Raw genomic sequence first — 13016 nt, forward strand, 5'->3', positions numbered from 1 at the left:
AGGATCAGCGTGAAACGGCGGCGGGGCGCAGGCGCCTTGCCGCCAGGCCCTGGGCCAGGGTCAGCAAGGTGGCGCGCTTGCGCACCAAGACGAGCGCGGTCGAGGCGACAAGGGCGCCGATCACCATATCGATGAGGTAATGCGATCCTTCGATCGGGGTGGCCGCCAGCAGCATCAGATTGAGCGGCACGATCAGCAGCCGCAGCGGCACGATGCGCCAGGAAAACGCGATGAACAGCACGCCGCACACGGTGTGGAAGCTCGGCGCGGAGACGACGCCGGTGACCGTGCCCAGATCGATCCCGCCCAGGGCATGGGCGCGCAGCGTGGCGATCACCGTGCCCTGGTCCAATCCGTTGCTGGGGGCATAGGGCACTGCTCCGTGCCACAAGTGGGCCAGGGCGCCGCGCGCTGGAAACAGCGGGAACAGCGCCAGCGTGATCACTGCGGCCAGCCAGAAGGTCAGCAGGAATTCGCGCGCCTGGGCACGCTCGCCATTCCAGGCGTGCCAGATCAGGATGGCCCAGGGATAAAGGAATACCGCATCATAGGCCGCCGATCCGGTATATTGCAGCACCGGATGGCTGACCACGAGGCGGTAGAGCGAAAGCCAGTCGAAATGCAGCGCGGTGTCCCAGCGTTGCAGCATGTCGTCGCAAAACCCGCGGGACAGGGCCGCCACTTGATAGCTGGCCACACCGCCCAGCACGCCGATGGCAATCAGCACCAGGCCATATTCGCACAAGTCCCGCATCCGGGCCTGCAAGGGCGTTGCCGCGCGCGCACAGCGGCGCCAGGTCTCCAGCAAGGCGCCCACGGCCAGCACCAGCACGGCAAAGGCCGGGCTTGCCACCATCACCGGCAGGCGATTGGCCACCATCATCGCCATGACGGCGAGGGCCGAAGCGGCGACCAGCGCCCACAGCCAGCGATCCGCCACAGGCGCGCGGCGCGCCGGTGCAGGCAGCGTTTCCCCGATCATCGAACGGCGCGGGTGGGGCAGGTCGGCGGCGAGAGGGGCGATTGGCACCACGTGCAATGGGGTGGGCGCAGGCGGCTGGGCCGGGGACCGGGGCAGGACAGTATCATTGCAAGGCTCTCGTTCGAATTGCTGGCGCATCAGGCCTGGTCCCTTGTGGTCTGTCGCGCCGCCGGAGACAGGAAGCGGATGGGCGCTGTCGCTAGGCTGAACCGCGCCGGAGTTTGTCCCACCACATCGCCATCGGCCTGGATCGGCACGCGCTGCGCCCCGTCGATAGTCACGGCTTGTGCCGCAAAGCGTTGCCAGGCCGGATCGGCAAAGCGTGGGCTGATCATCGCGCTCAAGGCCAGGCGAATGATGTCGCGGCGGCGCGCGCGGGGCAGCAGCACCACGCGCAATTCGCGTCGGCGCAGGTCTGCCTGGGGATCGAGAGTCCAGGGGCCGGCGTAAAACCGCCCTTTCAACACGAACACCGCCTCGGCCGCGTGCGCGACGCCGTCGATCGTCACGCGCAGGGCCGGGCGTGGCCAGCGCCAGGCTTGCGCGATCGCCGCCAGGGCATAGGCAGCGCGCCCCCAGCGCTTTTTGGCGGCTGGCGTCACGCGGGCCACCACTGCGCTGTCCGGCCCGGCCGAAGCGCAGCACAGGAACGGCGCACCATCGAGAAGGCCCAGGTAATGCGGCGTGCCCGGCGCACCGGCGGCGAGTGCTGCAAGGAGGGCATCGGGCTGCGCCGTGCAGCCGGCTTCGCGGGCGATCAGGTTGACCGTGCCGGCCGGCAGCAGCGCGTGGCGCAGTGGCGCGGCGTCAGTGCCGGCCAGCCCGGCTTCCACCACCATGCGGGCGGTGCCGTCTCCGCCCACGATGCACACCACGTCGGCGGGCTGGTGCTGCGGCGCGCGGGCATAGTCCAGGCTATCGACCAGCAGGGTTGGATAGCCGGCACTTTCCAGCGCGGCTTGCCAGCGCGCCAGCGTGCGCGCGCAGAAATGCCCGGCATGGGGATTATAGACCAGCGCAACCGTGGGCCGCGCAGCCGGCGTGGGGGCATCAGGCGGGGCGAAGGAACAGGACGCCACGGCGTGTCGTGCCGGGGCGCGATCAGCCATCGGCTGTCCCGCCGGTCCGGCCAAGCCGTCGATTTACGCGTACCAACCCCAACCTCCAATCGTCCCCGGCGCGGTGCATTAGCTTTTTGGCGTTGTCATAACAACGTCGTTTGCAGCCAGGCCGGATATGGCGGTGTCAGAACGGGATAGGCACGCGCTTGCGTGGGTTGGTCAGATCAGCAGGATGTCGCCCGCGACCAAGGCGGGATGGCCGGTGAGCACCGCGAGTTCAATCGCCGCGCCGGCGCCCGAACCATCGGCATCGTAGGATAGCACCCCGGTGGACTGGTCATAGATCAGGTGCTGGTCGGGCGTGGTGGCAACCGGCCCCAGTGCCAGTTCCCCGGCGGTCAAGGCGCCGGCCGCGTGCCCGGCAAAGGCGGTGAATATGCTGCGGCGAATCTCGATCGAATCCTGCCCGGCGGTGAAGTCGGTGATGGTGTCGCGACGGGCGGTGGTTTCCATCACGTCGAAGCGGAAGCGGTCGTTGCCGGTGCCGCCGGTCATCGTATCGGCCCCGGCGCTGCCCACCAGCAGATCGTTGCCCGCCCCGCCATCGAGCACGTCGTTGCCGTTGCCGCCGACCAGGTAATTGTTGCCGCTGCCGCCGGTGAGGTGATCGGCAAAGGACGAGCCGCCCAGGTTCTCGATCGAATTGAGCGTATCGGTGCCCGCACCGATGGTATCCTGCGCGGTGGTGATCGCCAGGCTGACGGTAACGCCGGCAGCGGCCCCGGCATAGCTGGCCGTATCGCTGCCATCGCCGCCATAGAGGCGGTCGTCTCCCGCGCCACCCACCAGCGTATCGGTGCCCGATCCGCCGTTGAGCTTGTCCGCCCCGTCGCCGCCCAGCAGCTTGTCATTGTAGAACGTGCCATTGAGCACATCGGGCGCGGCGCTGCCGGTGATCGTGACGCTGCCGCTTGGGGTCTGCACGGTATCGACATGCAGGGCGATGCCACCATCGGTATCGCCCAGTTCAGCCGCGTGGGTTTGCCATACCGAGGCCAACGACCCATCGGCAAGGCCAGCCAGCGCGGATGGCAGATCTGAATTGATCGCGTCTGCGCTCAGCTTGAACGCACTGCCAGCTTTGGCCCCGGTAGAATAGAACAATTGGACCATAACCCATGCCGGGCCGCTGTCATTCCATGCGATCGCAAATCCGCCGTTCGCCATGGGAGTGATGGCCGGCATCACAGCGTCGGATGCGCTATCAGTGGTGCTCACCAGGATTTCTGTGCCCAGCCTCGCTCCGCTCGCATTGAACAACTGGGCCTTGATCGCGGTCAGCGAGTCGTCCACGCCAGTTCTGTCCTGCCAGGAAACCACAAACGTGCCGTTGGCAAGGCGGGCAACGACGGCGTGATCCTGGTTTCCCGGGGCATGGGTGTTGACCTGGAACTCATTCCCCAGCTTTACGCCGCTGCTGGAAAAAACCTGAGCTTTCACGGCTGTGCCGTCAGTGTCCGCCTGGGTGGCGCTGCTGTCATTCCAGGTGATCACGAAGCCGCCCTTGGCCAGTGTCGCGATGGCCGGGTCGGCTTGGTTACCGTTGGTGGCGGTGTTGACCGCGATTTCTGCACCCACCTTATTGCCGCTGGCATCGAACAACTGGGCGCGGACAGCGGTTCCGCTGCTGTCGGCGCCGGCATAGGCCTCCCAGGTGGCGACAAAGCCGCCGTCGGCAAGTGTGGCGATCGCTGCCTTGCGTGGCGATCCGGCAAGCGATGGGGTTGCGGCGAGGGAAAAGGCATCGCCCACTAGCGTGCCGTTTGCGGTGATCAACTGCGCCTTGATGGTACGGTTGGCATCTGTCCACGCCAGAACAATGTTGCCGCCCGCCAGTTGGGCCATCGTCACGCCGTTGTCGGTTGACGGTCCTACACCCAATGTAGCTACCGTGATTTCGCTGCCGACCCGACTGCCATCGGCTGCCAAGAATTGCGCGCGCAGGTCCAGCGTATTGCTATCCACCCAAGCGGCAATCATGCCGTCGGTGGTGGCGGCCAGCGTGGGTCCGATCTGCTCGCCCGGGGTTTCGGCGTTGACCCGTACTAGCGCGGTTCGCGTAGTGTGGACCATTGAATCAAACACATCGCTCACTGTCACGGCGATGGCTTGCGTGTCGGTGTAAGTGCCGTCGCGCGCCGACACAATCACGTCGTAAACCCCGTTGCGGTTGGCATCGGTCGGGTTTTCAAAGTCGGGCGAAGACTTGAATGAAAGCACACCGGTGGTGGCGTTGATCTGAAACAGCGCGGCGTCGGCGCCGCCGGCCAGGGCATAGCGGATCGTGGTGCCCGGATCGGCATCGGTGGCGGTGACGGTGGTGACCACGGCGTTGTTCTCTGCAATCACCACGCTGGCCGTAGCGTCGGCGCCGTTCGAGGTTATCATCGGATCGTGGCCCACCACCGTGAAGACCTGGCCCTTGACCGCGATCGAGGTGTCTCCTGGGGTTGTCCCACCCTGGTTATAGTCCGTCCAACTCACCATGAAACCGCCATCGGCAAGCCCGGTAACCACGGGATCGTAAAGCGGCCAGGTGGTCAAACCGGTCACTGCGATTTCGGCGCCATCGGCATGACCCAGCGCATCAAAGGCTCGGGCGGTGATCGCGTTGCCCCCGCTTAGCTGCTTGTCATACACGACGACAAAGCCGCCGTTGGCCAGTGCCGCAATCGTAGGCCATTCTGGCATATAGATGCCCGCGGGCGTGCTCACCGCCAGTTCGGCCCCGACCTTGGCACCGCCAGCATCGAACACCTGGGCCAGGATGCGGGGGGTGTTGTCGGCCGGACCGTAGCCGTCCCAGCTTTCCCAAGCCACGACATAGCCGCCATTGGCCAACGCGGTGACAGTGGATTTGGTCTGGTAATAATAGGTCGAGGTGTTGACGATCATCTCGCCGCCGATCGGGGTGCCATTCGCGGCATAGAGCTGGGCCTTGATGCCGGCCATATCGCCATCGGCGGTCGTGGTGTCGGGGTAGGGGTTTTCGAGCGTTGCCTCGATCGGACTGTCCGTCCAGGTGATCACGAACGTGCCATTGGCCAGCCCAGTGACATGGGCATCGGCCTGGCTACCGATGATCTGGGTATTGACCAGGAATTCTCCGCCGACCTTGGCACCATTGGCGTCATAGATGCGGGCTTTGACCGCCGCCTCGCTGGTATCGGCGCCGGTACCGGAAATCGCACCGGCGGTGTCGGTCCAGGTGATGACATAACCACCGCCCGCCAGCGAGGCGACGGACGGTTGGAACTGGTCGCTGACTGTTCGGGCGTTGATGCGAATTTCGCTGCCCACTTCGGCGCCGGTAGCATCGAAAATCTGCGCCTTGATCGCCTTGCCGCTGGTATCGCCACCGGCGCCGCCCACGCCTGCGCTGGCATCGGTCCAGGTGACGATAAAGCCGCCATTGGCAAGGGAAGCGATCGTTGGCAGGGTCTGGCCGCCGCTGGTGGCGGTGTTAATCAGGAATTCGCTGCCCAGCTTGCTGCCGTTGGCGGCCAGGATCTGGCCCTTGATCGCGTTGTCGCTGGTATCGCCGGTGGCACCACCCACGCCCTTGCTCAGATCGGTCCAGACCACGACCACGCGGCCATCGGCCAGCGTGGCGATGGCGGGTTGGTTCTGGATATTGGCGGTGGCGGTGGGAATCAGAAATGCCGTGCCCTGCTTGCCGTATACCGTCATCGCGCACTCCTGCCCGAAAGGCCGCCCACAGCCCAACAGCCCCGGTGCCGCGCGGAAAACCGGGCACAGGGCGATCAGGCTGGGCAACACCGAACTATTTGTAAGAGCCTAAGTAACAACACGTAACGATGAGGGTGGCAAGCCCAATCGGCATCGGTCCGGCGTGGTACAGCCACGGCTGGCGGGCTGGATAGCCATCACCATGCAAGAAGGAGGGCTGGATGCGGCCGGTGGCGATCGAACCTGCGCCGCGTTGCGGCTTGGACCGCAAATCTGGCTGGGGCGGCAGGATTCGAACCTGCGAATGCCGGTACCAAAAACCGGTGCCTTACCACTTGGCGACGCCCCAGCAGAGCGCGCGCTTATAGCGGGCGAAACGCGAATGAAAAGAGGGTAGCTGGGGATAACTTGCCGCGGGCATTCCCCCTCCCGCATGGGAAGAGAGAATGCCCGCAAACGGGATTGCGGGGCGGCTGGCGCTGCTCAGAATCCCTTGACGATGCCCTTGAGCTTTTCGGGGGGCAGCGTCGCGAAATCGGCCGCGCTGTGGCGCTCGGCCAGGCCCTTGCCGCTGTTGACCAGGCGGCCGCGCAGCACGCCGGGGCGCTGGTCGATCTCACCCACCCAGCGGCCGACATGCTCGTATTCGTGCATCGACAGGAACGTGGCGGCCTCGCCATAGGCTTCGCCGCGATAGAGGTTGCCCATCCAGGTATAGGCGGCAATGTCGGCGATGGTGTATTCGTCTCCGCCCAGGAAACGGCTTTCGGCCAGGCGGCGATTGGCCACGTCGAACAGGCGCTTGGTTTCCATGGCATAGCGATCGATCGCATAGGCGATCTTGACCGGTGCATAGTTGTAGAAATGGCCAAACCCGCCGCCCATGAACGGGGCCGAGCCGATCTGCCAGAACAGCCAGGAAAGGCATTCGGCCCGCGCCGGGTTGGCAGTGGGCAGGAACATCCCGAACTTTTCAGCCAGGTGCATCAGGATCGCGCCGGATTCGAACACGCGGAACGGTTCGGGGCCGCTGCGATCGACCAGGGCGGGGATCTTGGAATTGGGATTGATGTCGACAAAGCCGGACGAGAACTGATCGCCATCCATGATCTTGATCAGCCAGGCATCGTATTCCGCCTCGGCAACGCCGGCTTCCAGCAGTTCTTCCAGCAGGATCGTGGCCTTCTGGCCATTGGGCGTGCCGAGCGAATAGAGCTGGAACGGATGCGCGCCCACCGGCAGGTCCTTGTCGTGCGTGGGGCCGGCGATCGGTCGGTTGACGCTGGCAAAGGCGCCGCCGTTGGCCTTGTCCCAGGTCCAGACCTTGGGCGGGGTATATTCTTCGGACATGGTCGTTCCTCTGCAACGGTTGATTATGTGCGGTCGATTGTTAGCCTGCCTATCATTCTGGCGGGGCATGGGGGGAACCGCAAGACATGTTGTGGCGTTGGCCCGATGGAGAGGCCTAGCCCCGCATGAGGAAAGCCGTTTTGCCAGAACCGGGCAAGTGCCAACTGGTCTATGTGGATGAAAGCATTCCCGGCATCACCCGGCGCCGCGCCGGCCGGGGCTGGTGCTACCGCGATCACGCCGGGCAGCGCATCATCGATCGGGACGAGATCGACCGGCTCAATGCCGTGGCTCTGCCGCCGGCCTATCGCGATGCCTGGTTCTGCCCGCTGCCCCATGGGCACATCCTGGCCACCGGCGTGGATGCGCGCGGGCGCAAGCAATATCGTTATCACCCCGATTTCCGCGCCGCGCGCGAGGCGGAAAAGTTCGACGGGTGCGCTGCATTCGGCGCCCTGCTGCCCAAAGTGCGGGCGCGCGTGGAAGCGGCGCTGTCGGGGCGGGCGTTGAGCGAGGAGCGCTGCATCGCCTGCGTGGTGCGCCTGCTCGATACCGGCGCGATCCGCATCGGCAACGAAGCCTATGCCCGTGCCAATGCCAGCTTTGGTGCCACCACGTTGCGCATGCGGCATGTGGAACTCAAGGGCCAAAGCCTGCGCCTGCGCTTTCGCGCCAAATCGGGCATCGAGCGCGACATGCGCCTGACCGATCGCGCGCTCGCCCGCTTCGTGCGGCGCATGCAGGATCTGCCAGGGCAGCACCTGTTTCAATACCTGAACGAGGATGGTACTGCCTGCCCGGTGGGTTCGGCCGATGTCAACGCCTGGCTGCGCGCGGCGACCGGCGCACCGATCACCGCCAAGCATTTTCGCACCTGGCACGCCAGCGTGCTGGCCTTCGCCGCGCTGGCCCACGCGCAGGAAAACGTGCCGCTCAAGGCCTTGCTTGCGCTGGTGTCGGATCGGCTGGGCAACACGCCCACGATCGCGCGCAAAAGCTATATCCACCCCGCCGTGCTGGCCCTGGTGCCCGGCCAGGCCGAATGGCGCGCCGGCCTGCGCCTGCCGCGCGCCACGCGCTGGCTCAGCCGCGAGGAGCGCGGGCTGCTGGACCTGCTGGCCGAGTAAGCGCTCAGCCCAGCCGTGCCAGCGTGGGCACCAGCGCGTCGAAGTGATCGATCACTGCGTCGGCGCCCAACAGTGGCGGGGGCAGGTCGTGGAACCCAAAGCTCACCGCCACCACCGGCAACCCGGCGGCGCGCGCGGCGCCCACGTCGAACGTGGTGTCACCCACGAAAGCGGCACGGCCGCCGCCGCAGCGCGCCACCATTTCCTGCAGCATGTCGGGTGCGGGCTTGGCCTTGCCCGGGCCCAGCGTATCGCCACCGATGATCGTAGCAAAACGCGCCGAAAGGCCCAGTTCGTCCAGCAACTGGCGCGCGAATGCCTCGCGCTTGTTGGTGGCCACGGCCAATGTCACCCCGCGTGCGGCCAGGGCATCGAGCATGGCTTCGCCGCCGGGATAGAGGCGCGAATGCACCGCGATCGCATCGCCGTAATAGCCGAACAGCACGTCTTGCAGCGGGGGGAACTCCGCCTCGTCATAGCCGCCGGTTTCGGCCAGCGCGGCGCGCAGCATTTGCCCCGATCCACCGCCGATGAAACGGCGCACCACGTCGAGTGAGAAGGTGGGCCGCCCGGCGTGTTCCAGCGTGCGGTTGAGCGCGTTGCCCAGGTCTGCGGCGGTGTCGCACAGCGTCCCGTCGAGATCGAACCCGACGACTGAAAATGGAAAATCGGTCATGTGCATCGCCAGTGCCCACCCGTTCTGGAAACTGCAAGCATTAGCTGGCAAGGATGCGGATATGACCACGCACACTCTGTCGCCCTCGGCCACCGCCCCCCTCGCTCTTGTCATCCTCGCGGCCGGCAAGGGCACCCGCATGAAAAGCGATCTTCACAAGGTGCTGCACCCGATTGCCGGACGGCCGATGCTGCTGCACCTGATGGCCAGCGCGGCGGCCCTGGCGCCCGCGCGCCAGGTGGTGGTGGCCGGTCACGGCCGTGACCAGTTGGAAAAGGCGCTGGCCGGCAGCGCCACCATCGCCGTGCAGGAACCGCAGCTGGGCACCGGCCATGCCGTGCAGCAAGCGCAAGAGGCGCTGGCCGGTTTCGTGGGCGATGTGCTGATTCTCTATGGCGACGTGCCGTTCGTGACGGCCGCGACAATGCAGGCCATGCTCGATCGGCTGCATGCGCCCGATGCGCCGGCCGTGGTCGTGCTGGGCTTCCAGCCGGCCGATGCGCTGCAATATGGCCGGGTGATTGCCGATGGCGATCGCGTGGTGAAAATGGTGGAGCACAAGGACGCGAGCGAGCAGGAGCGCGCCTGCACCCTGTGCAATTCCGGCCTCATGGCGGTGAACAGTGCCGATCTGTTTGCCCTGCTCGCGCAAGTGGGCAACGACAATGCTCAGGGCGAATATTACCTGACCGACATCGTCAATGTCGCCAATGCCGCTGGCAAGACCTGCGCCGTGGTGATCACCGCCGACGCCGATGAAGTGGCCGGCATCAACAGCCGCGGCGAACTGGCCCAGGCCGAAGGCCGCTGGCAGGATCGCCGCCGCCAGGTGGCCATGGCCGATGGCGCCACGCTGGTCGCGCCCGAAACGGTATGGTTTTCGCACGATACCGTGCTGGGCCGCGACGTGACGGTGGAGCAGAACGTGGTGTTCGGCCCGGGCGTGACGGTGGCGGACAACGTGGTGATCCATGCCTTCTGCCACCTGGAAGGCTGCCGCGTGGACAGCGGGGTTTCGGTGGGGCCGTTCGCCCGCCTGCGCCCCGGTGCCGCGCTGGAGCAGGGCAGCCGGGTGGGCAATTTCGTGGAAGTGAAGAATGCGCGCCTGGGCGCCGGGGCCAAGGCCAACCACCTCACTTACCTGGGCGATGCCGATGTGGGGGCGGGCGCCAATATCGGCGCGGGCACGATCACCTGCAACTATGACGGCTATTTCAAGTATCGCACGGTGATCGGCGACCGCGCCTTCATCGGCTCCAACTCTGCCCTGATCGCCCCGGTGCGGATCGGTGCCGACGCCATCGTCGCGGCGGGCAGCACCGTCTCGCGCGATGTCTCGGATGGCGAACTGCGCCTGGTGCGCGCCGAACAACTGGTCAAGCCCGGCTGGGCGGACCGCTTCCACGACGCGATGAAAAAGAAGAAGGCCGAAGGGAAGAAGTAGGGCCTCCGTAATCGAACCTAGCCAGGCCCGCCCCGTACAGTCACTTCATCGGGCGTAACGCCATCTTCCAAGACATCCTGTCTTGTGGAGATGGCCGTGAAAGCCTCAAACCTTGCTGCCGGTTGCGCCACGTTGGCCTTGGCGCTTACGCACGCCGCGCCTGCCCATGCCGCACCCGAAGGCCCGGCACCCGAGGCAGCCACGCCTGCCGCGCCCGGCGCTGTTCCCGCCCGCAAGGTGGAAGTGTTCAGCACCGGCGTGGCCAAGGGGCGCGACCGCCTGGACAGCGCCATTTCGACCAGCGCCTTGCGCGGCGATGACATCATCCGCTTCGGGCCGCGCTCACCGGGCGACGTGCTGCGCACCTTGCCTGGCTTGCGGGTGGAATCGGGCATCGGCGAGGGCAACAACAACTTCACCGTGCGCGGCCTGCCGCTGGCCGCCGGTGGATCGAAATACATGCAGATCCAGGAAGACGGCCTGCCGCTGCTGGAATTCGGCGATCTGTTCAACGCCGGGGCCGATGTCTATTTGCGCAACGATTTCAACATTGCCGCGGTCGAGGTCATCCGCGGTGGCTCTGCCTCTACCTTTGCGTCGGATTCGCCTGGTGGCCTGATCAACTTCATGTCCAAGACGGGGGACAATCCCGGCGGCGCGGTGCAGGTATCGAGCGGGCTGAACTATGACGAGAAGCGCGTCGATTTCGATTATGGCGCGCGTCTTTCGGAAAACCTGCGCTTTCACCTCGGCGGCTTCTATCGCTCGGGCGAGGGGCCGCGCCGTATCGGCATGACCGGCTGGCGCGGCGGGCAGGTGAAATTCAACATCACCCGCACTTTTGCCAATGGCTATATCCGGTTCTACGCCAAGCTGCTCGATGATCGCTCGCCCACGTATGCGCCCTATCCCGTGGGCATCACCGGCACTAACGACAATCCGGTCTACACCAACCTCAAGAATTTCGACATTCGCCGCGATTCGGTGCTTTCGCCGTATCTTGGCCCGGTCGTGACGCTCGACAGCGCCAACCAGCCGGCTGCTTATGCGCTCAACACCGGGCAGCATGCCGTGTCACAGGCCCTGGGGCTGGAAGCAGAATTCCAGGTCGCGGGTTGGACCGTCAGCGACAAGATGCGCTACGCCGCCAATTCTGGCGACTTTGACCGCGCATTCAATTCCAGCGTCAACACCGTTTCGGCCTTTGCCGCGGGGCAGGGCGGAGCCGGCGCGAGCGCCGTCTATGCCAGTGGCCCGCGCGCGGGGCAGGCGATCGGCGCCGATGTCAACGGCAATGGCCTGCTCGCGCTGTATTATGTGTCCTACCTGCAGGTCCGCTCGCTCGACAACTTTACCAACGACTTGCGCGCCACGCGAGTGTGGAAAGTGGGGCACGGCAACCTGACCACCACGCTGGGCGTCTATGCCGCCTCGCAGGCGCTCGACACCACCTGGCTGCACACCGCGATGGATATCGACGTGGTGGGCCATGGGCAGACCGCCATGGTCAATATCTTCAACAGCGCGGGCGTGGCCCAGACGCTCAATGGTTATTACGCGTTCGGGCGCGGCCGCACCGGCCAGTTCCGCCGCATTTTCGATGTGACCTATGGCGTGCTCGCCCCCTATGGCTCGGTCAATTATCACATCGGCAAGCTGGCCATCGGCGGCAGCGTGCGGCTCGATACCGGGCGGGTGCGCGGCACGCTCTATGGCGCAGACCTGGGCGGCGGGCGCGTGGGCGTGACCAGCTATGACATGAACCGCGATGGCCAGATCACCGGGCCCGAAGCGGCCGTGGCGATGCTGCCGCTCACCCAGCCGGCGCCGGTCAATTACAACTACAGCTATATCAGCTATTCGGCCGGCGTGAACTATCGCGTGGCAGAGCCGTTCTCGGTCTTTGCGCGCTATAGCCGGGGCGGGCGGGCCAATGCCGACAAGATCCTGTTCACCCCGCTGGTCGATAGCGCCAGCGGCGCGGTGACCGATGCCAGCGGCAAGTATGACGCCGTGCGCCAGCTGGAAGGCGGGTTCAAGTTCCGCAAGCACGGCATCACTTTGAACGTCACCGGGTTCACCGCCGATGCCGACGATCACAACGTGCTCAATGGTTCGGCCAACCGCACCGATCGCACCTATCATGCCTCGGGCGTGGAAGTGGAAGGCGGGGTGGAACGCGGGGTGTTCCGCCTGGCCTATGGCGCGACCTATACCAAGGCGCGGATCACCACCGACCGGCTGGACCCGACGCTGACCGGCAAGGAGCCACGCCACCAGCCCACCTGGACATTCAGCGCCACGCCGCAAGTCGATCTGGGCAAGGTAGCCGCCGGGGCCAGCCTGGTGACCATCACGTCCAGCTATGCGCAGGACAGCAATCTGCTCAAGATGCCCGGCTTTACCACGGTCAACCTGTTTGCCCAGGTGCTGCCGGCCAAGAGCGTGCGGCTTTCATTCAACGTCAACAACCTGTTCGATACGATGGGCATCTTCGAGGTGGCGCAAAGCACCGTGCCGGCCAGCGGGCTGGGCTTTGCCCGCGCGATCACCGGGCGCACCGTTTCCACTTCGCTCGGCTTCACGTTCTGAAATCCTTGCGCGATGATATCGCGATATGATATCG

Annotated in this window: 8 protein-coding genes and 1 tRNA gene; 3 read left to right on the forward strand and 6 right to left on the reverse strand. The window is 65.6% G+C overall.

Annotated elements, in window-relative coordinates:
- Positions 1-4: 4 nt before the first annotated feature.
- The 5 genes from FHT19_RS24775 to yghU all read right to left on the reverse strand — a co-directional run bounded on the left by FHT19_RS24775 (position 5) and on the right by yghU (position 7143).
- A complete protein-coding gene (locus tag FHT19_RS24775; protein WP_169475921.1) occupies positions 5-1030 on the reverse strand; it encodes a phosphatase PAP2 family protein in 1026 nt (341 codons plus the stop codon).
- A gap of 89 nt (positions 1031-1119) precedes the next feature.
- Complete coding sequence (locus tag FHT19_RS16115; protein WP_169475922.1) at positions 1120-2091, reverse strand: diacylglycerol kinase family protein; 972 nt, start codon at positions 2089-2091, stop codon at positions 1120-1122.
- A 171-nt stretch (positions 2092-2262) separates the two neighbouring features.
- Positions 2263-5793: a cadherin domain-containing protein gene (locus tag FHT19_RS16120; RefSeq protein WP_169475923.1), complete on the reverse strand. Its 3531-nt coding sequence runs from the start codon at positions 5791-5793 to the stop codon at positions 2263-2265.
- Positions 5794-6067: 274 nt separating this feature from the next.
- A tRNA-Gln gene (locus tag FHT19_RS16125) sits at positions 6068-6142 on the reverse strand.
- A gap of 134 nt (positions 6143-6276) precedes the next feature.
- Positions 6277-7143 carry a glutathione-dependent disulfide-bond oxidoreductase gene (yghU, locus tag FHT19_RS16130; protein ID WP_168556664.1) on the reverse strand — a complete coding sequence of 289 codons (867 nt, stop codon included), beginning with the start codon at positions 7141-7143 and terminating at the stop codon, positions 6277-6279.
- 125 nt (positions 7144-7268) lie between these two features.
- Between yghU and FHT19_RS16135 the strand changes: the two genes are divergently transcribed.
- On the forward strand, positions 7269-8270 hold the full coding sequence (locus FHT19_RS16135) for a DNA topoisomerase IB (RefSeq protein WP_169475924.1): 1002 nt from the start codon (positions 7269-7271) through the stop codon (positions 8268-8270).
- 4 nt (positions 8271-8274) lie between these two features.
- Here the strand turns inward: FHT19_RS16135 and FHT19_RS16140 are convergent, their stop codons facing one another.
- Positions 8275-8946 carry an HAD-IA family hydrolase gene (locus FHT19_RS16140; RefSeq protein WP_169475925.1) on the reverse strand — a complete coding sequence of 224 codons (672 nt, stop codon included), beginning with the start codon at positions 8944-8946 and terminating at the stop codon, positions 8275-8277.
- Between the two features lie 61 nt (positions 8947-9007).
- Here FHT19_RS16140 and glmU point away from each other — a divergent pair, with 61 nt between their 5' ends.
- Both glmU and FHT19_RS16150 read left to right on the forward strand, forming a co-directional pair.
- Positions 9008-10390, forward strand: a complete 1383-nt coding sequence (glmU, locus tag FHT19_RS16145) for a bifunctional UDP-N-acetylglucosamine diphosphorylase/glucosamine-1-phosphate N-acetyltransferase GlmU (RefSeq protein ID WP_169475926.1) — start codon at positions 9008-9010, stop codon at positions 10388-10390.
- A 96-nt stretch (positions 10391-10486) separates the two neighbouring features.
- A complete protein-coding gene (locus FHT19_RS16150) occupies positions 10487-12982 on the forward strand; it encodes a TonB-dependent receptor (RefSeq protein ID WP_248290511.1) in 2496 nt (831 codons plus the stop codon).
- Positions 12983-13016: the final 34 nt, after the last annotated feature.

The sequence above is a fragment of the Novosphingobium sp. SG919 genome, from assembly GCF_012932495.1.
In the GTDB taxonomy this organism is placed as follows: Bacteria; Pseudomonadota; Alphaproteobacteria; order Sphingomonadales; family Sphingomonadaceae; genus Novosphingobium; species Novosphingobium rhizosphaerae.